This is a genomic window from Brevundimonas sp. P2_A6 (genome assembly GCF_056404975.1).
The window spans coordinates 27,535-47,284 of sequence record NZ_JBFUCZ010000005.1; the positions used below are offsets into that span (position 1 = coordinate 27,535).

15 protein-coding genes and 1 other RNA gene are annotated in these 19,750 nt (G+C 68.3%); 7 read left to right on the plus strand and 9 right to left on the minus strand.

Translation table 11 applies throughout. The features are described 5' to 3' along the window. The first annotated feature begins 11 nt into the window (after window positions 1–11). Entirely contained in the window at window positions 12–2,075 is a 2,064-nt protein-coding gene (locus tag AC1DW4_RS12355; protein WP_477017567.1) for a capsular polysaccharide biosynthesis protein, read from the plus strand. A 7-nt stretch (window positions 2,076–2,082) separates the two neighbouring features. Further along, window positions 2,083–3,231 carry a beta-ketoacyl-ACP synthase III gene (locus AC1DW4_RS12360; protein WP_477017568.1) on the plus strand — a complete coding sequence of 383 codons (1,149 nt, stop codon included), beginning with the start codon at window positions 2,083–2,085 and terminating at the stop codon, window positions 3,229–3,231. Window position 3,232: 1 nt separating this feature from the next. On the opposite strand, the gene AC1DW4_RS12365 is transcribed toward AC1DW4_RS12360, so the two are convergent. Next, on the minus strand, window positions 3,233–3,607 hold the full coding sequence (locus AC1DW4_RS12365) for a hypothetical protein (protein ID WP_477017569.1): 375 nt from the start codon (window positions 3,605–3,607) through the stop codon (window positions 3,233–3,235). A 133-nt stretch (window positions 3,608–3,740) separates the two neighbouring features. On the opposite strand from AC1DW4_RS12365, the gene AC1DW4_RS12370 reads away from it, so the two are divergent. Next, window positions 3,741–4,004: a hypothetical protein gene (locus AC1DW4_RS12370; protein ID WP_477017570.1), complete on the plus strand. Its 264-nt coding sequence runs from the start codon at window positions 3,741–3,743 to the stop codon at window positions 4,002–4,004. 131 nt (window positions 4,005–4,135) lie between these two features. On the opposite strand, the gene AC1DW4_RS12375 is transcribed toward AC1DW4_RS12370, so the two are convergent. The 8 genes from AC1DW4_RS12375 to murG all read right to left on the minus strand — a co-directional run bounded on the left by AC1DW4_RS12375 (window position 4,136) and on the right by murG (window position 16,100). After that, window positions 4,136–4,666, minus strand: a complete 531-nt coding sequence (locus AC1DW4_RS12375) for a porin family protein (protein ID WP_477017571.1) — start codon at window positions 4,664–4,666, stop codon at window positions 4,136–4,138. 191 nt (window positions 4,667–4,857) lie between these two features. Then, the gene (gene ppdK / locus AC1DW4_RS12380) at window positions 4,858–7,551 is read right to left on the minus strand and encodes a pyruvate, phosphate dikinase (protein ID WP_477017572.1); all 2,694 of its coding nucleotides are present in this window, start codon (window positions 7,549–7,551) and stop codon (window positions 4,858–4,860) included. A gap of 288 nt (window positions 7,552–7,839) precedes the next feature. Continuing rightward, the gene (gene glyS / locus AC1DW4_RS12385) at window positions 7,840–10,026 is read right to left on the minus strand and encodes a glycine--tRNA ligase subunit beta (RefSeq protein WP_477017573.1); all 2,187 of its coding nucleotides are present in this window, start codon (window positions 10,024–10,026) and stop codon (window positions 7,840–7,842) included. Beyond that, window positions 10,026–10,919: a glycine--tRNA ligase subunit alpha gene (locus AC1DW4_RS12390; RefSeq protein ID WP_477017574.1), complete on the minus strand. Its 894-nt coding sequence runs from the start codon at window positions 10,917–10,919 to the stop codon at window positions 10,026–10,028. Before AC1DW4_RS12390 ends, glyS begins: the two co-directional genes overlap by 1 nt. Window positions 10,920–10,998: 79 nt before the next feature. Then, window positions 10,999–12,009, minus strand: a complete 1,011-nt coding sequence (locus tag AC1DW4_RS12395; protein ID WP_477017575.1) for a fasciclin domain-containing protein — start codon at window positions 12,007–12,009, stop codon at window positions 10,999–11,001. A 191-nt stretch (window positions 12,010–12,200) separates the two neighbouring features. Beyond that, entirely contained in the window at window positions 12,201–13,100 is a 900-nt protein-coding gene (locus AC1DW4_RS12400; protein WP_477017697.1) for a 4-(cytidine 5'-diphospho)-2-C-methyl-D-erythritol kinase, read from the minus strand. A 1-nt stretch (window position 13,101) separates the two neighbouring features. After that, complete coding sequence (locus AC1DW4_RS12405) at window positions 13,102–14,934, minus strand: tetratricopeptide repeat protein (protein WP_477017576.1); 1,833 nt, start codon at window positions 14,932–14,934, stop codon at window positions 13,102–13,104. A gap of 83 nt (window positions 14,935–15,017) precedes the next feature. Further along, on the minus strand, window positions 15,018–16,100 hold the full coding sequence (murG, locus tag AC1DW4_RS12410) for an undecaprenyldiphospho-muramoylpentapeptide beta-N-acetylglucosaminyltransferase (protein WP_477017577.1): 1,083 nt from the start codon (window positions 16,098–16,100) through the stop codon (window positions 15,018–15,020). A gap of 148 nt (window positions 16,101–16,248) precedes the next feature. Between murG and sppA the strand changes: the two genes are divergently transcribed. From sppA to rnpB, 4 genes are all read left to right on the plus strand, one after another. Beyond that, window positions 16,249–18,024, plus strand: coding sequence for a signal peptide peptidase SppA (sppA, locus tag AC1DW4_RS12415; protein ID WP_477017578.1), 1,776 nt, complete (start codon window positions 16,249–16,251; stop codon window positions 18,022–18,024). A 121-nt stretch (window positions 18,025–18,145) separates the two neighbouring features. Next, the gene (locus tag AC1DW4_RS12420; protein WP_477017579.1) at window positions 18,146–18,460 is read left to right on the plus strand and encodes a hypothetical protein; all 315 of its coding nucleotides are present in this window, start codon (window positions 18,146–18,148) and stop codon (window positions 18,458–18,460) included. Window positions 18,461–18,466: 6 nt separating this feature from the next. After that, a complete protein-coding gene (locus AC1DW4_RS12425; protein ID WP_477017580.1) occupies window positions 18,467–19,228 on the plus strand; it encodes a peptidoglycan recognition protein family protein in 762 nt (253 codons plus the stop codon). A gap of 32 nt (window positions 19,229–19,260) precedes the next feature. Next, an RNA gene (gene rnpB / locus AC1DW4_RS12430) (RNase P RNA component class A) lies at window positions 19,261–19,636 on the plus strand. Window positions 19,637–19,750: the final 114 nt, after the last annotated feature.

Here is a 19,750-nt window from a genome sequence, read left to right on the forward strand (position 1 = left end):
AAAGCCCGCGCTTGACCACAGTCCCCTCCCTTCCGACCGACCGTCGCCGCGCCTGGGTCTGTGCGCCCGGCATCTGGAAGCTGCCCTACCTGGCGACCTTCCTGGACGATTTCGAACTGGCAGCCAGTCCCGTCGCGGCGGTGGATGCGGTGGCCGGGTGGGGTCTGAAGCCCACGTCGAAGGCGGGGCGGCAGAGGGCCGCCAGGCAGGGCCTGACCTATCTGGCTCTGGAAGACGGCTTCCTGCGGTCCATCGGCTTGGGGGAGACGGGCGCGGCCTCGGTCAGCCTGATCGTCGATGACCTGGGCATCTATTACGATGCGACGCGACCCTCGCGGCTGGAACAGCTGATCCTGACGGCCGATGACTGGTGCGACGAAAGCGTGCGGACACGGGCGCGGGCGCTGATCGACCGGATCGTCGAGACCGGCATGTCCAAGACCAATATGGGCGGGCCGCTGGACCGCTCGATCCTTAAGGACCGACCGCGCATCCTGCTGGTCGACCAGACGGCGGGCGACGCCTCCATCGCCCATGGGATGGCGGGGCCTGAAAGCTTCGCCGAGATGGTACGCACGGCCCGGTCCGAACACCCGGACGCCCAGCTGATCGTCAAGCGGCACCCGGCCGTGGCGGCGGGTCGGAAACAGGGCTGCATCGCCGACGCCGACCTGGCGGGCCTCACCCTGCTGGACACCGACGTGCGACCCGCCGATCTGTTGGCCGAGGTCGATCAGGTCTGGTGCGTGACCTCGGCGCTGGGATTCGAGGCCCTGATGCGCGGCCTGCCGGTGCGGTGTTTCGGGGCCGGCTTCTATTCCGGCTGGGGGCTGACGACGGATGCGGTCCAGACGGGACGGCGCGGCGTGGCGCGCGATATCGAGACCGTCGTGGCGGCGGCCATGATCCGCTACACCCGCTACGTCGACCCGGTGACGGGCCAGCGCTGCGAGGTGGAGGCGGCGCTGGAGCGGCTGGTCTCGATGCGCGCGCGGGCCGAGCGGCTGGCCGGGGACTGGGCCGGGGTGGGGTTCTCGCCCGCCAAGCGGCCGCCGATCCGCCGACTGCTGAACGGGCCCAGAACCACCATGACCTATTTCGCCTCGGCCAGCCGGGCGGCGAGGCGGGCCGAGGCGACCGGCGGACGGCTGATCTACTGGGCCGGCAAGGAGACGCCAGAGATCGCGGCGGCGGCGGCGGCGACCTCGGTGCCCGTGGTGCGGATGGAGGACGGCTTCATCCGGTCGCGCGGGCTGGGGTCGGACTTCTTCGGGGCGCTGAGCGTCGCTCTGGACGACCAGGGCGTCTATTACGATCCGACCCGGCCTTCGCGGCTGGAGACCCTGATCGAGGGCGGGGCGCAGTCGCCGGAGCTGCTGGCCCGGGCGGCGCGGCTGCGGGCGCGGGTGGTCGAGGCGGGGCTGTCGAAATACAATCTGGTAGGCAGCGCGGCGCGGCCGGACTGGCCGCAGGACCGGCGGAAGCTGCTGGTCGTCGGTCAGGTCGAGAACGACAAGTCGATCCTGAAGGGGTGCGGCGACATCCGCACCAACTCCGGGCTGGTCGCGGCGGCGCGGGCGGATTTTCCCGACGCCTTCCTGATCTATCGCAACCACCCCGACGTGATGAACGGCAATCGGCCGGGCCTGCTGGATGCGTCGGCCATCGAGGCGGTGGACGCGACGGCGGACGAGCTGGACATCGTCGATTGCCTGGACGCCTGCGATGGGCTGGCGACGCTGACGTCGCTGTCGGGTTTCGAGGCCCTGCTGCGGGGCAAGGCGGTGGCGACCTATGGCCGGCCCTTCTATGGCGGCTGGGGGCTGACGACCGATGCCATGACCTATGAACGCCGGACGCGGCGGGTCGGTCTGGATGCGCTGGTGGCCGCCGCCCTGATCGAATATCCGATCTATGTCACGCCCGACGGCTGGCCCTGCGAGGCCGAGGACCTGGTCGAGGCCTTGATCGCGGCCCGGCACGACCCGCCGCCCGCCGCCCCGCCCCACCAGATCGCCCGCTGGTGGAAGGGCATCAAGGCCAGTCTCGACCGCCGCCCGCCACCGGCCTATTGAGCGCTTCATGACGCACGCAGTTATCGCCGCCACCGGCCTGTTCACCCCCGAACAGTCCATCTCCAACGCCGAGCTGGTCGAGGCCTACAATGCCTGGGCCGAGCGGTGGAACGCCGCCCACGCGGGCCAGATCGCCGAGGGCGACGTCGCGGCCCTGACGCCCTCCTCGGAGGCCTTCATCGAGAAGGCGTCAGGCATCAAGAGCCGGTTCGTGCTGGACAAGGCGGGCATCCTGGACCCCGAGCGGATGGCCCCGCGCATCACCGAACGCTCGAATGACGAACTGTCGATCATGGCGGAGATGGCGGTCAAGGCGGCGCGACAGGCGATCGAGGCCTGGGGCAAGCCGGTCTCGGAGATCGGCGCGGTCCTGTGCGCGGCGTCGAACATGCCCCGCCCCTATCCGGCGCTGGCGGTCGAGATCCAGCAGGCGCTGGATATCGACGGGTTTGGCTTCGACATGAACGTGGCCTGTTCGTCGGCCACCTTCGGCATCAAGACGGCGGCGGACTTCATCGCCAACGATCCGTCCAAGGCCGTGCTGATGGTCAACCCCGAGGTCTGTTCGGCGCACCTGAACTTCACCGACCGGGACAGCCACTTCATCTTCGGCGACGTCTGCACCGCCGTGATCGTCGAGTCATCGGAAACGGCGGGGCCTGGCGGCTGGGACATCCTGGGCACGCGGCTGAAGACGGTGTTCTCGAACAACATCAGGAACAACTTCGGCTTCCTGAACCGCTGGGCCGAGGAGACGGGGGCCGCTCCAGGCGAGCGCGCGGCCGGTCAGCAAGACGACAAGCTGTTCATCCAGCAGGGCCGCAAGGTGTTCAAGGATGTGGTGCCGCTGGTGTCCGACATGATCGTGGATCATGCGGGCGCGCTGGGTCTGGACCCGACCGCCCTCAAGCGTCTGTGGCTGCACCAGGCCAACATCAACATGAACTCGATGATCGGGCGAAAGGTCCTGGGCCGCGATCCGACCGAGGACGAGAACGTCATCATCCTTGACGAATACGCCAACACCAGCTCCGCCGGATCGATCATCGCCTTCCACCTGCACAACGATGGGTTCGAGGCCGGCGAGACAGGGCTGATCTGCAGCTTCGGCGCGGGCTATTCGGCCGGGACGGTGTTCGTGCGCAAGCGGGGCTGAATCAGCGCCAGGCCGCCCAGATGATCCAGGGCCAGACGGCAACGATGACCACGAAGCTGACGGCGACACCCCAGGGCGGTCCACCACGGCGGATCATGGGCAGGGCACCGGTCACCAGCCACAGGGACTTGTAGATCACCTGCAGGACCAAGATCGGCACCATTAGCGACGGCCGCCACAACCCGACGACCGAACAGAGCAGGATCGCGCTCCACAGACTGGCGACCAGGCGGCTGAGGGGCACCGAGGCCGGAGCCCTGCCCTCGAACACCGCCGAAGGTTTGTCGGCGCTCGCAAGCCACAACCCGATCAACACCGGCGTCAGGATCAGGATGTTCAGCCCGTAGGCCAGGCGCAATGCCAGATCGACCGTCATCGAACCCTCGTAACCAGGGATCGAAGCCATATCACAAAGTGATGACCCATCGAACACCGGCTCAGCTTGCGCTTTTGGTTTCAATCTGTGACGTATCCGCCACCAAAGACACCGAGCGGCACGGAGTCCCTTGATGAGCGCAGCGCCCGCCAAATCCCCCGGCTTTCTGGAATCGCTCGCGCGCGACGTCGCGCTGGTGCTTAAGTCGCTGGGCGGATCGGCGCACCAGAACGTCGTGATCGACTGCGTCGCGGCGTTGAAGCGTCAGCGCGGAGAGCCGGTGACCCAGGACCTGCGTCAGGCGGTGGTCGAAGCTTTCGAACGCTATTCGGAATGGTTCACCCGGCCGTTCGGCGACGGGTCGATGCGTTGGGCGCTGGTGGCCGAGCCGGGCTGAGGAGCCCTTCTCCTCACTGCTGCGCAGCAGCGGGGCTTGCCGCCGTCCAGATCCCCTACGTCCGCTTGCACGGGCTCGCATCCACCTCCCCATTCGCCAGGCGGCGAACGGGGAGGAGACGTCGTCTTTCCTTAGAAGCGGCGGACGTAGCTGACGCCGTAGGTGTCGATCTTGCCACCGTTGTCGTCGGTGAAGTCGCGGCGCGTGATGTCGCCACGGATGCCGTTCACGCCGTCGAAGAAGTAGTTGGCGCCGACGCCATAGTTGACGCTTTCGCCGTCCTCGTTGGCGGAGAAGCCGGCGACGTCCGCCTTGATGCGGGTCGTGCCGTAACCGACGCGGCCGAACAGTTCCAGGTTCGGGCTGACGGGCAGATAGCCGACGGCATAGGCGGCGGCGTCATAGTCTTCCTCGATCGAGCCGGTCACGCCGGCGACGGTGATGTCGTCGTCGCGGACGCCGATGGAGGCTTCGCCTTCCAGGCCGAAATTGGGGTGCAGGCGCGCGTCCAGGCGGCCGGTGATGGCCCCCAGATCAGCGTCGTCGCCGTCCAGGTGCGTGTAGCCGATCGATCCGGACCAGGTCGGGCCCGAAACGGTCTGTGCGGCCGCCGGCAGGGCGAACAAGGTCAGGGCGGCGGTCGCGAGAAGAATGTTACGCATTGTTTCTTATACTCCTAAGGATGAGGGACGGATCGTCCCTGCCCCATCCAGCGAGAGGACAAGTAGGTATGAGAACCGGCCGTTCCATGGCCGATCGATTACACAGTTGAAACTGTGTGAGACGAAGCACAGACGGCGTTATACTGGCCGACTTCTTGCCTCAATCGTCAAGCTGGAGCTGCTTGTGAGACCTAGCGATCCTTTTCCCGCGCCTCGCCGCCCCGGTGCTCCAGGGCCGCCTGGGCCGCCGCCAGTCGGGCGATCGGCACGCGATAGGGCGAGCAGCTGACATAAGCCAGGCCGACCTGCTCGCAGAAGGCGATCGAGGCGGGGTCGCCGCCGTGCTCGCCACAGATGCCCATCTTGATGTCCGGACGCACGGCCCCGCCCCGCTCGGCGGCGATGCGGATCAGGTCGCCGACACCCTCCTGGTCCAGGCGGACGAAGGGGTCGGTCTCGAAGATGCCCTTGTCCATATAGGCCTGCAGGAACCGCCCGGAATCGTCGCGGCTGATGCCGAAAGTCGTCTGGGTCAGGTCGTTGGTGCCGAAGCTGAAGAACTCCGCGTGTTCAGCCAGATCACCGGCGCGCAGCGCGGCACGCGGCAGTTCGATCATGGTGCCGACCAGGTATTCGACCGTGTCGCCGGCCTTTTCGAAGACGTCCCTCGCGGTCCGGTCGGTCAGCTCCCGCAGGTATTTCATCTCCAGACCCAAGGCGACCAGGGGGTGCATGATCTCGGGGATGGGGGCAGCCTGCGCGCCTGTTTGCTTGACCTCCAGCGCGGCTTCCAGGATGGCGCGCACTTGCATCTCGTAGATCTCGGGATAGGCCACGCCCAGGCGGCAGCCGCGGTGGCCCAGCATGGGGTTGGTCTCGTGCAGCTCGCGGGCTCGGCGCTTCAGCTTGGCCGCGTCGATGCCAGAGGTGGCGGCGAGCGCATCGATGTCCTCGTCGGAGTGCGGGATGAACTCGTGCAGGGGCGGGTCCAGCAGACGCACCGTCACCGGCAGCCCGGCCATGATGGTGAACAGCTCGACGAAGTCCGACTTCTGGAACGGCTCGATCTTAGCGAGCGCGGTGCGACGGCCCTTCTCGTCATCGGCCAGGATCATCTCGCGGACGGCGGCGATCCGGGCCTCGTCGAAGAACATGTGCTCGGTGCGGCACAGGCCGATGCCCTCGGCCCCGAACCCGCGCGCGGTCTTGGCGTCCAGCGGGGTCTCGGCATTGGCGCGAACGCGCAGGCGGCGCACCGTGTCGGCCCAGCCCATCAGCGTCTGGAAGTCGCCGGTCAGCTCCGGCTCGATCATGGCGACCGCGCCTTCCAGCACCTCGCCCTTGGACCCGTCGATGGTGATGATCTCGCCGGCCTTGAAGGTGCGGCCGTTGGCAGTGAAGGTCCCGGCCGCCTCGTTGATCGACAGGGCATTGATGCCGCAGACGCAGGGGCGACCCATGCCGCGCGCGACCACCGCCGCATGGCTGGTCATGCCGCCGCGCGCCGTGACGATGCCGCGCGCCGCGTGCATGCCGTGGATGTCCTCCGGCGACGTTTCCTCGCGCACCAGGATGACGGCGTCACCCAGTTGACCCAGCCGTTCGGCCTCATTGGCGTCGAAGACGATCTTGCCGGTCGCGGCGCCGGGGCTGGCGGGCAGGCCGGTGGCGATCACGGTGCGGGCGGCGTCGGGATCCAGCGTGGGGTGCAGCAGTTGATCCAGGGCCGAGGGCTCGACCCGGCTGATCGCCTCCTCCTGGGTGATCACCCCCTCGGCGGCCAGATCGACGGCGATCTTCAGCGCCGACTTGGCCGTGCGCTTGCCGTTGCGGGTCTGCAGCATCCACAGACGGCCCTGTTCGACCGTGAACTCGATGTCCTGCATGTCGCGGTAGTGGGCCTCAAGCTTGCCGACGACGTCGACGAACTGGGCGAAGACCTCGGGCATCGCCTCTTCCATCGAGGGGGCCGTCTCGCCCATCTCCTCGCGGCCGATCTTGGTCAGGCTTTGCGGCGTGCGGATGCCGGCGACGACGTCCTCGCCCTGGGCATTGATCAGGAACTCGCCATACAGCCGCGCCTCGCCGGTCGAGGGGTTGCGGGTGAAGGCGACGCCGGTCGCCGAGGTCTCGCCCATGTTGCCGAACACCATCGACTGGACGTTGACCGCCGTGCCCCAGCTTTCGGGGATGTCGTGCATGCGGCGATAGAATTTGGCCCGGTCGTTCATCCAACTGGCGAAGACGGCCGAGACCGCGCCCCACAACTGTTCGTGCGGATCCTGGGGGAAGGGCTGACCCAGCTCGCGCTCGACCACGGTCTTGTATTCGGCGACGACCTTTTCCCAGTCGGCGGCAGACAGGTCGGTGTCGACCGTGACGCCCAGACGGTCCTTGTGGTCGTCCAGGACCTCCTCGAAGTCGTCATGCGACAGACCGAGGACCACGTTGGAATACATGGTGATGAAGCGGCGATAGCTGTCGAAGGCGAAGCGGCGGTCGCCCGACAGCTTGGCCAGACCCTCGACGGTTTCGTCGTTGAGGCCCAGGTTCAGGACCGTGTCCATCATGCCGGGCATGGAGGCGCGGGCCCCGGATCGGACGGAGACCAGCAGGGGGTTCGACGCATCGCCGAACGTCTTGCCGACGACGGTCTCGACCGTTTTCAGACCGGCGGCGACTTGGTCGCGCAGGCCGTCCGGATGTTGCTGGCCGTTCGAATAGTAGTGGACGCAGGCCTCGGTCGTGATGGTGAAGCCGGGGGGCACGGGCAGGCCCAGCGACGACATCTCCGCCAGGTTGGCACCCTTGCCACCCAGCAGGTTCTTCATCGACGCGTCGCCGTCGGCGGACCCGCCGCCGAATCCGTAGACCCACTGTGTCATCGGTAGTCCCCTGAGTTTGGTGTGCTGGCGGGTTGGCCCCGCTCGGTTGCGCCCTGACTAACGTGCCACGCGCGCGAAGGCGAGACCGGGCTGTAACAAAGGGTGATGCCGTGAAATGTTCCTTCTCCCCTTGCGGGAGAAGGTGGCCGAGCAAAGCGAGGTCGGATGAGGGGTGAGACTCGGCCTGACCGACAGGAGGACTGCCCCAGTATCTCGTGTGCGGCCTCGTACCCCTCATCCGTCGGCCTTCGGCCGCCACCTTCTCCCGCAAGGGGAGAAGGACATAGACTACCCCGCCACCTGCCCGAAGTCCGCCACCCGGCCCATCACGTCGCGCACCTGGCCCAGCAGCTTCAGCCGGTTGTCGCGCTCGGCGGCCACGTCGGAGTTGACCATCACGTCGGTGAAGAAGGCATCCACGGGGCTGCGCAGGCGGGACAGCGCCGTCATGGCGGCGGCGAAGTCCTCGGTTTCTAGCGCGGCGTCGACGGCGTTGCGGGCGACGTCGGTGGCGAAGGCGAGCTTCGTCTCCGCCTCGGGCTGGTCGGGCAAGCCGGTGGCGACCATGCCGGTGGGGACATCGCCCTTCCTGGCCTCGGCCTTCAGGATGTTGGACGCGCGCTTGTAGCCGGCCAGCAGGTTGGTCCCGTCGTCGGTGGCGAGGAAGGCGTCGAGGGCCTCCACCCGCCGCACGATGCGGACGAGGTCGTCGTCGCCCAGCGCGAACACGGCGTCCACGAGGTCGTGGCGCTTGCCCTGGTCGCGCAGGAGGACCTTCAGGCGGTCGGCGAAGAAGGCGAGGAGGTCGCGGACGCCTTGATCCAGTTCTTGGTCCAGCTCATCGACCGACTTGCTGATACCCAATCGCTGCAGATCGACGCCGGATAGACTGATCGGACCCGAAGCACCCACTGCAGCTTGGTAAGCCTTGGCTGCTTCGATGATGGACCCGAATTTGACGTGGCCGGTAGACGTCCACGCCAAGAAATACGCTCGACCCAAAAGCCGTTCGAGCCCCCCTCGCACTTGATTATCCAAGATCAGCCGGATCACCCCCAGCGCCGCTCGACGCAGCGCGAACGGGTCCTTCGACCCGGTAGGCTTCTCGTCGATGGCGAAGAAGCCGACGAGGGTGTCGAGCTTGTCGGCCAGGGCGACGGCGACCGTCAGGGGCGCGGTCGGGACCGAGTCCGCCGGGCCTTGCGGCTTGTAGTGGTCGCGAATGGCGTCGGCGATGGCGTCGCCGTGCTCGGCGCGAGAGTAGTAGCCACCCATGACGCCCTGAAGCTCCGGGAACTCGCCGACCATGCCGGAGGCGAGGTCGGCCTTGGCGAGGCGGGCGGCCTTTTCGGCCTGATCCGGGTCGGCGCCGACGAGGGGGGCGGTCTCGCGGGCCAGGGCGGCGATGCGGTCGACGCGCTCGGCCATCGTTCCCAGCTTGGCGTGGAAGGTGACGCCCTTCAGCTTCTCCAGCCAGGCGTCGAAGCCGACCTTCTTGTCCTCGTCCCAGAAGAAGCGGGCGTCGTTCAGGCGGGCGGACAGGACGCGACTGTTGCCGGCGGCGAGGGCCACGCCGCCATCGGAGGCCTCGACATTGGCGACGACGATGAAGTTGGGGGCGAGTGTGCCCGTCGCGGGGTCGCGGACGGCGAAATACTTCTGGTGAACCTTCATCGACAGGCGGACGACCTCGGGCGGCAGGTCGAGGAACTGGGGGTCCATGTCGCCCAGGATCGGCGTCGGCCATTCGGCGAGGCCGGCGACCTCGTCCAGCAGGCCATCGTCGTCCACGATGTCGAGGTTTCGGGCCTGACAGGCGAGCCTGGCACCCTCGATAATGTGGAGTTTTCGGTCGGCCGAATCGAGCATGACGAAATGCTGTTCCAGCTTGCTGCGATAGTCGGCGAAGTCCCGGACAGCGAACGGCTGGCCCGAGCCCATGAAGCGGTGGCCCTCGGTCGTGTCGCCGGATTGAATGCCGTCGATCTCGAACGGCACCACGGCCCCGTCGAACAGGGCCACGATCCGCTTCAGCGGGCGGACCCAGCGCAGGGTGCCGGTGCCCCAGCGCATCGACTTGGGCCAGGGGAAGGCGCGGACGATCTGGTCCACGGTCTCGGCGATGACGGCGGTCGTGGGGCGCCCCGCCTCCTCGATCACCGCGAACAGGACCCCGTCGCGCTCCGTCAGCTGATCCCGTGTCAGGCCGGTCTTGCGCAGGAAGCCCTCCAGTGCCTGCTCCGGCGCATTGGCGCGGGGGCCCTTGATCTCTTCGGAGCGGTCGGGCGTGGCCGTGGGCAAGCCCTCGATGACCAGCGTCAGACGACGCGGTCCGGCATAGGTGGTCAGGGCGTCCCAGGTCAGGCCGGCGGCCTTCAGGCGTTCGGAGGCCATGCGCTCCAGATCGCGGGCGGCCCCTGCCTGCATGCGCGCGGGGATTTCCTCGGAAAACAGTTCGACAAGCAGCTGGGGCATCAGACGGCTCCCCGCTCTTGTTCGACATAGGCGAGGGCGCAGGCCTTACACAGGTCGCGGATGCGGCCGATGTAGCTCTGGCGTTCGGCCACCGCGATGGCCCCGCGCGCGTCCATCAGGTTGAACAGGTGCGACGCCTTCAGGACCTGGTCGTAGGCGGGCAGCACCAGGGGCTGGCCCTGCGGCCCGGTCATGGCCAGCAGGCGGGTGCTCTCGGCCTCCATGTCCTCGAACCGGCGCTTCAGTCCCTCGACGTCATAGCCGTGGAAGTTGGCCTCGGACTGCTGGCGCTCGTTCTCCAGGAAGACCTCGCCATAGGTCGTGCCGTCGCGGGTGTATTTCAGGTCATAGACGCTATCGACGCCCTGAACATACATGGCCAGACGCTCCAGCCCGTAGGTCAGCTCGCCCGAGACGACGTCGACCTCAAGGCCCCCGACGCCCTGGAAATAGGTGAACTGGGTCACCTCCATCCCGTCGCACCAGACCTCCCAGCCCAGGCCCCAGGCCCCGACCGTGGGGTTTTCCCAATCGTCCTCGACGAAGCGGATGTCGTGCAGGGCCGGGTCGATGCCGATGGCACGGAGCGAGCCGAGGTAGAGCTCCTGCAGATTGTCGGGGTTGGGCTTCAGGATGACCTGAAACTGGTAGTAGTGCTGAAGGCGGTTGGGGTTTTCGCCATAGCGGCCGTCGCCGGGGCGGCGGCTGGGCTGGACGTAGGCGGCCTTCCACGGTCGCGGACCCAGCGCGCGCAGGACAGTCGCCGGATGCAGGGTCCCCGCCCCCACCTCGATGTCATAGGGCTGCAGGATCGCGCAGCCCTGATCGCCCCAGTAGCGCTGGAGCGTGAGGATCAGGTCCTGGAAGGCGAGCGGTTCGGTCGGTGCGGCCACGGGGAGTCTTCAGGCAAAGAGAAAGGCGGCGGACCCTAGGGTCTGCCGCCTTCCAACTCAACTCACCGTCGCGGTGAGATTACGACTGCGGCTTGGGGGCCGTGCCGTCGGTCTGGCCGTCGGTCGGATTAGGGACCGGGGGCGAGGCCGTGGTGGTCGTGGACGCGGCCGGCTGACCGTTGGGGGCGCGCACCGCCTCGGGGGTCGGGTTGGAGCTGGTGGTCGAGGCCGGCGGCACGGTGGTCGTGCTGGTCGAACCCGCCGGAGCCGTGGTGCTATCGACCGGCGGCGGCGACACTTCGCCATTGGTGGTGGCCGAGTCGTTGTCCATGTCGTCGCCGGTCATGGTCTCGTCCGTCGCGGGCGGAGCGGCCTCGGTCTCATCGGCAGGCGGGGTGGCCATGGACTCATCGGAGGCCGGAGGCGTCGCCCTGGCGGTGCCCTCGGCGGGCGCGGCCGTGTCCTCGTCGGCGTCGCCGACGGCGACCTGGCTTTCGCCGGGGTTCAGAACGCGGTCGATGGCGAAGATGGAACCGTTCGAAGCGTCGATGTCGGCGGTCGTCACGGTGGCCTCATCGACCTTGATGGCCGAGCCGGTGCCGTCCAGCTGGACCTGGGTGCGGGCGGCGGTCTCGACGCCCCCCTTGGTGCCCTCGATCTGGCTGGAGTTCACGTCGGCGACGATGACATGATACAGCAGCAGCTGACGCAGGTCATTGACGTTAGCGGGGTCCAGCAGGCGGGTGCGCTCGGCTTCCGGCAGAGCCGCGAAGGCCGCGTCGGTCGGGGCGAAGATCGAGATCGCGGGCTGGGTCTTCAGCGTGTCGGTCAGCTGGGCGGCGTCCAGTGCCGTCAGCAGCGTCGTGAACTGGCCATTGGCCTTGAGCACATCGATGACGGTGTTGGCTGCGGCGGGGGTCGCGGCCTGGGGCGGCGTGACGGCCTCGTTCGGCACGGGGGCCGGAGCCGCGGATTGGGCGGGAGGCGCGGTTGGCGTCTGGGCCGGAGCCATGGCGTCCTGGGCGAAGGCGGAGCCGGCACCGAACAGAGCGACGGCGGCGGTGGCGGTCAGTAGGCGAGTGCGAAGCATGACAGTTTCCTTTTCAATGCTGCACGGACCAGCGGGGAGGAATTGATCGCGGCCCGTAACGGAGTGTTACGAGGCATAAGAAGCCGCAACACCGTCTACCGGTTCCATTTCGGATGAACGCGTGTTCAGACAAGATGAAGCGTCTGGTCATCTTGTGACCATTGACCGGCGGTGGTCAGTATATCGCCGCGCTATCGCCTTATTGTCTGGCTGAGGACCGCGTTGCCGCCCAGAAGCGTCGGGACGGCCCAACCTGAGCCATTATTACTGTGAAGGTTCCGGGCGGCCTGCTGAGCCTGCGTTTCGTCGTCGAACAGCCCGAAAACGGTGGCCCCGGACCCCGACATCCGGACGAAGCGCGCGCCAGATTGACCAGCCACGTCCCGCAGCGCGGAGGCGATGACGGGTTCGAGACGCGCGGCCGCCGCCTCGAGATCGTTTCGGGTTCCAGCCAGCCAGCGGATGGCCGCGCCCGCCGTCCAGGCGGACGGTGGGGCCGGGCGCGAAGCATCTCCTGTCGGGTCGGCGTCATAGGCCCGATACACCGCGCCGGTCGGAGAGGGACGACCCGGATTGTAAAGGACGGCATGGAGGGGCGGCAGGTCCGCAGCCTCCGTCAGGCGTTCTCCGATCCCCTCCGCAAAGGCCGAACGGGCGCGCAGACACATCGGACCGTCGGCCCCGACGACTCGGGACAGGTCCTCCAGCGCCGCCTCGGACAGGCCGAACTCCAGGGCCTCATTGGCCAGGTGCAGGGCGGCGCCCGCGTCCGACGAGCCGCCGCCCAGACCGGCCGCGATCGGCAGGCGCTTGTCCAAAGCGAACCGCAGCGGCAGGTCGGTCAGGCCCCGGTCGACGGCGAGCGCCCGCAGTGCCTTCAGGATCAGATTGTCCCCCTGCCCGTCCAGTCCGCCCGCGAAGGGTCCTGTCACGGTCAGCGAAAGGCGGTCGGCCGGCTCCACCGAGACGAGGTCGCCCACGTCGGCGAAGGCGACCAGGCTGGACAGGGGATGGTAGCCGTCCGGCCGCACCGCACCGACATGCAGGAACAGATTGACCTTGGCGGGAGCCAGGCGCGACAGGACAGCCAGGTCAGCCCCCGGTCGCCATCGACGGCGCGGGGGCCGCCTCGGTCAGGCCCTGTTCCAGCTTGCGTTCGACGTCGGCGCGACGTTCGGCGTCGGGGTCCAGGGTCAGGACGCGATTCCACTGAAACCCGGCCTCGCGGCGACGACCGACCTGCCAGTAGGCGTCGCCCAGATGGTCGTTGATCTCGGCGTTGGCCGGTTCCTTGGCGACGGCCTGTTCCAGGGTGTCGACGGCGGTGTCGTACTGGCCCTGGCGATACTGGGCCCAGCCCAGGCTGTCCTGAATATTGCCGTCATCGGGATCGGCGGCGTGGGCGCGCTGGATCATGGCGGCACCCTCAGCGACGCGCGTGCCCTTGTCGACCCACAGGTAGCCCAGGTAATTCAGGAACGAAGGTTCGTTCGGCTCGGCCTGCAGGGCGGCCCACAGTTCGCCCTCGGCCTCGGGCACGCGGTCAAGCGACTCATAGGCGACACCGCGCATGAAGCGGACGTTGGCGGACTGATCGGCGTTGTTCAGCAGCGGCCCGTCCAGCACCGCCAGGGCGTCGTCCCAGCGTTCCAGCTTCATCAACTGACTGGCGATCAGACCCGCGATGCGGGGGTCGGACGGGGTCGCGGCCTCGGCCTGACGCAAGGCTGCCAGTGCCTCTTCAGGTTTGTCGGCCTTGTCGAGGGTCTGCGCCAGGGCCACCCGGGCGGCGGCATAGACCGCCGGGTCGTCATCGGGAACCTGTTCCAGGGTGAGTTGCGCGGGACCTTCCAGACTGGCCTGGGACAGGGTCGAACCCAGGCGATAGAGCGAGGCCGCGTCGCGATCGAGGTTCAGCGACAGGCGCAGATAGACGACCGCGAACTCGTTCGCTCCCTCGGCGGAAGCCTGCTGGGCGGCGATCGTCAGGGCTTCGGCCGCGCCTTCCTTGAAGGTGGGCAAGGCGGGCGCGCGACCGCGGGCGACCACGCGGGCGCGGGCGGCGGCCAGCGCCGGATCGGCGGCACCGGCGGCCAGCCCGGCGTCATACGCGGCCAGGGCCTCGTCCCGACGGCCGCGCCGTTCGAGGAAGTTGCCATAGGCGACCAGGAAGAGAGGGCCGGTGCGGGCATCCTCAGCCAGCGCTTTCAAGGCGGCGTCCGCCTCGTCATAGCGCCGGCGGTACTCGAGCAGGCGGGCGCGGTCATAGCGGCCCAGCACGACGGTCAATGGATCGGCCGTTGGATTGGGCTCGGCCAGGGCCTTGTCCCAGTCGCCCGCGGCGGCGGCGACCCAAGGTGCGATCAGGGCCCCGGCACGGGCATGAGGCGCGCCGATCGGGTGGGCCGTCAGGGCCGCATTGGCCTGTCGGGCGTCGCCGGCCGCCAGTTGCTGAACCACCGAGACCAGGACCCCGGCCTCGGAAATTACCGGCGAAACGCCCTCGTCCGGCGAAATGCGCGCGGCCAGATCGAGGTCTCCCGCCAGAAGGGCGGACGTAAAGGCCTGTTCGCGCACGATCGGCTGTTCCGGGGTCAGACCTTCCACGCGGGCCAGAAGATCGGCGCCTTGCGCGGACTCGCCCGAGCTGAGGGCCGAGCGACCGGACAGATACAGGCCGTAGGCGCTGCGGCCCTGGGCGTCGCGCGGGGCGGGCGACCAGACACGAGGAATCGCCTCGATCGTCGGGGCCGCCGGCGGCGCGGCGGCGGCACCGTCCACGATCAGGGGTGGCGACAGCTCGGGTTCGACACTGATGTCGGGTCGGCGCGGGGCCGGATCTGACACGGGCGGCGCGTCCTGGGCGGCGGCGGCTCCGGCACCGGCAAGGGCAATCAGGGAGGCCGAGACGAGGAGGATGCGCATGGACCGAACGTCGCGACTTTGTGGACGGTCCGCAAGAGGGAAGAGGACCCGGAGATCAGGCCGTTGTGATCAGGCCGTCGTGATCAGGCCGCCGTCGCCTCGGCCAGGTCGGCCAGCCGTTGAGCCGCGTCGGGGATGGAGACGGAGCGGGCAGCCGCGCTCATGGCCGCCAGACGGCGGGGATCGGCGAGCACCGCAGCGACGACATCCGTCATGGTCCGGACGGTGACATCGTCCTCCAGGATCATCTCGGCGGCGTGAACGTCGGTCAGAAGTTTCGCGTTCAGCCGCTGATGGTCGTCGGTGGCGATCTTCAGCGGGATCAGGATGGACGGCATCGCGGCGACGGCCAGCTCGGCGCAGGTCGAGGCCCCGGCCCGGCCGATGACGAGATGAGCCTGGGACAGGCGGGTCGCCATATCGCGGAAGAAGGGCGCGACCTCGGCGTCGATCCCGGACTCGAGATAGATCTGGCGAGCGGCCTCCAGGGTCTCGGGGCGAGACTGCTGCTGGACTTTCAGGCGGCGGCGGATCGCATCCGGCAGGGCCGCGAGCGCGCGCGGCGTGGTCTCGGACAGGATGCGCGCGCCTTGGCTTCCGCCGGTGACCAGGATATGGATGGGGCCGTCACCGGGCGGGAGGTAGGCGCGGTCGTAAAGAGCACGGATGTCGGCGCGGACGGGGGCACCGACGACCTGGCTGCGAGCCTTAACGGCCGGGCCGGCACGTTCCAGCGTGGGAAAGGACGAGGCCACATTGCGGACATGCGGCGCGAGAATCCGGTTGGTGCGTCCCAGCACGGCGTTCTGCTCGTGGATCAGGGTCGGGCGCTTCTGCAGGATCGCCGCGATCAAGGCGGGGGCCGAAGGGTAGCCGCCGAAGCCGACGACGACATCGGCATCCAGCCGGCTGAAGGCCGATCGTGCCTGCTGAACGCCGCGCACGATGGCCAGACCGGCCCTGGCCAGGGCGACCGGGCCGGAGCCGGTGGCGGCGTCCAGCGCCAGGCGCTCCTCGGCCGGGAAGGCCTGGGCGTATTGCCCGCCGCGATGGTCGGTGGCCAGGACGACCCGCCAGCCCCGCGAGGCCATCTCGCGGGCCAGGGCCTCGGCTGGAAACATGTGACCGCCGGTGCCCCCGGCAGCGACGACGCAAAGTCTGGTCATGGACGCGGTGTTAGCCGACGCTCCGGGCTCCGTCATCCTGCGACGATGCACAGCAAGCCGTTACGCCACGTTCATTTGACCGCAACGCCCCGCCCTCTATGGTCGGACCTGGCCGATCGTGGCCGCTCGATCGGACCGCCGCCTCCCCATGAAGCAGTTCTTCCTGACCGTGCTCGGTGTCTTCACCGGCCTGATCCTGTTCGTCGTCGTCCTGCCGATCGTGCTGATCGTCGGAGCGGCCGCCTCGGCCAAGGAGCCGGCGACGCCGGCCAACGCCGTACTGGAGCTGGACCTGCGCGAAGGCCTGACCGATCAGGCGCCGACCAACCCCTTCGCGGCGTTCGGCGGTGGGGGCCTGTCGGTCCTGCAAATCGTCGACACCCTGGCCCAGGCGGAAAAGGACGCGCACGTCAAAGTCCTGCTGATCCGCCTGCCGGAAGCCGGCATCAGCCCCGCCTCGGCCGACGAGATCCGCCAGGCCGTCCGCCGTTTCCGCGCCTCGGGCAAGCCGGTCATCGCCCATTCGCAGGGCTTCCAGCCGGTGGGCACCGTGATCTCCAGCTATATGGTCGGAGCCTCGGCGTCCGAGCTGTGGATGCAGAACACGGCAAACTTCCAGGCCACCGGCTTCTCGGCCGACACCATCTTCCTGGGTCGCGCCTTCGACAAATACGGCGTCCGCGCCGAGTTCGAGCAGCGTTACGAGTACAAGAACGCCGTCAACGAATACACCCAGTCCGACTATGCTGGCCCGCACCGCGAGGCGATGACGGCCTGGATGACCTCCATCTACGACTCGGCCATCGCCAACGCCGCCTTCGATCGCAAGGTGCCGGCGGCCGCGCTGAAGGCCACGATCGAGGCCGGTCCGTATTCCGCGCCCCAGGCCCTGTCGGCCAAGCTGATCGACAAGATCGGCCAGGTCGAGGAGGCCGAGGCCGAGGCCAAACGCCGGGCCGGTCGCGGGTCGGACATCCTGGAGTTCGGCGACTACGCCTCGTCCAAGGGCGAACGGCAGGGCTCCGGCCGCGACGCCATCGCCATCATCGGCGGCGAAGGGGCCATCGTCACCGGAACGGGGGGCGGCGCGTCCTTCGGTGGTGGATCCTCGATCCACTCCGACGACACGGCAGAGGCCATCTACGATGCGATCGAGGACCGGTCGGTGAAGGCCATCGTCTTCCGCGTCTCCTCGCCCGGCGGTTCGCCGGAAGCTTCGGAACAGATCCTGGCCGCCGTCCGCGCGGCCAAGGCGGCGGGCAAGCCGGTCGTGGTCTCCATGGGCGACTATGCGGCGTCCGGCGGTTACTGGATCAGCTCGGAGGCCAACTGGATCGTGGCCCAGCCCTCGACCCTGACCGGCTCCATCGGGGTGTTCGGCGGCAAGTTCGTGGTGTCGGAGGCGCTCGGCCGGTTCGGCGTCGATCTGCGCGGCCTGTCGGTCGGCGGGGACTATGCCGACGCCTTCGCGCCCAGCCAGAGCTTCACCGAAAGCCAGCGCGCCGCCTTCTCCGCCTCCATGGACCGGACCTATGAGGAGTTCGTCCAGCGCGTGTCCACCGGCCGTCGCCTGCCCGTCGCCCGGGTGCGCGAGATCGCGCGCGGGCGCGTCTGGACCGGGGCGCAAGGCAAGACCCTGGGACTGGTCGATCAGCTGGGGGGGCTGACCGAGGCGATCAGCAAGGCGCGCGAACTGGCCAATATCTCGCCCGACACCTCCGTTCGCTTCAAGCATTTCCCGACGCCACAGTCGCCGTGGGAAGCCCTCTCCTCTGCGTTCGGCGTCCAGTCCGAAGCCGCGCAGGCCCTGGTCACCCTGGGTGGCGTCATGGCGGACCCCCAGACCCGCGCGGTGCTCGGCCGCGTCGAGATCGATCGGATGCGTAGCAGCGGTGCCTCGGTCCTGGCGGATCAGCCCCTCTGAAGGCCGCGACACACTCGCCTGTGAAGCGCTCGGTCATTGACGGTTCACATCTGTGGACCGACATTGGGATTCAGGCGTTCCCATCGACCTCCCTCCGGGCGCGCTCGACCAAGGACCAGTGATGATGCAGGACCGCTATGCCTCCCTCGGTTTCCAGAACCGCCGTCCGAACGGGCTGCTTGGCCCGATCATGTGGCTCGGGGGTCTGGTCGCGGCTGTGGCAGCGCTGACGGTCGGCGCGATCCTGGCGGTCTTCACGGCGGCCGCCGTCGCGGTGATCGCCCTGTTCGCCAGCGTGCTGGTCTTTTTCGCGGGTCTGGCCGTGCGGGCGCGCCGCCGGGTCACGGCCCGTGCGCGACGCACCGACGACGTGATCGAGGCGACCAAGGTCGGCGACACCTGGGTGACCTACGGCTGGGAGCGCCAAGGGCGCTAGGCCCCGATGCCACCGATCACCGAGGCACCCTCCCCCAACTTCGACCAGCGGCGCGGGCCGCCGGACATGGTCTTGCTGCACTATACCGGCATGCGGACGGCCGAGGCCGCCATCGCCCGGCTGCGCGATCCCGGGGCCAAGGTCTCTGCCCACTATGTCGTCGACAAGGACGGCTCGATCCTGCGTCTGGTTCCGGAAGAACGCCGCGCCTGGCATGCGGGCAAGTCCTGGTGGAAAGGCGAAACGGATATCAATGCCGTCTCCATCGGTATCGAGATCGTCAATCCCGGGCACGAGTTCGGCTATCGCCTGTTCCCCGACGCACAGATCGAGGCCGTCATCGCCCTGATCGACGACATCCGCACCCGCTGGTCGGTCGAGGACGCCCGCATCCTGGGCCATTCCGACGTCGCCCCTTCGCGCAAAGAAGATCCGGGCGAGCTGTTTCCGTGGAAACGGCTGGCCGAACATCGCCAGGGTCTTTGGTTCGAGCCCGCCCCCGAACGCATCGCCGCCCTGGGTCCGCCCTTGACCATCGGCCACGAGGGGCTGGGCGTGCACGTCTTGCAGGCCGGGCTGCACCGTCTGGGCTACGAGCCCCTGCCGAACGGTCGATACACCGACGAGACGCGCATCACGGTCGAGGCCTTCCAGCGCCACTGGAGGCCCTCGAAGGTCGACGGCATCGCCGACGGAGAGACCCGCGCCACTCTGATGGGCGTCCTTCAGCTCGCGACGGCCGAGAGCGTGACGGGCGTCCTGAATTGACCTGTCGCGCCAAAGCGTCCACCTAGCCCGCGTCAGACGGCCGGGCGGTCGCGGCGGAGCTTGCCTCCGTCGAGGAAAGTCCGGGCTCCACGGTGAAAAGGCGGCGGGTAACGCCCGCCCGGGGTGACCCGAGGGATAGCGCCACAGAAAGCAAACCGCCCGGGTCTCGACCCGGGTCAGGGTGAAAGGGTGGGGTAAGAGCCCACCGCGTGGCTGGTAACAGCGACGGCATGGCAAGCCCCGCCTGGAGCAAGACCGAATAGGGACGTCGCGCGAGCTCGCTCGCAGGGTTCACCGCCCGAGGCGTCCGGGTAGGTCGCGAGAACCATCCGGCGACGGGTGGTCCAGAGGAATGATCGTCACCGTTTTCGAACGGGACAGAACCCGGCTTACAGGCCGTCTGATACTTTATTTAGGTGGGCTACCGCTCACCGCGCGGCGGCTCGCTGCTTGAGCCTGATTTCGGTGGGCTACCGCTCACCGCGCGGCGGCTCGCTGCTTGAGCCCAATGTCTCCTCCCTG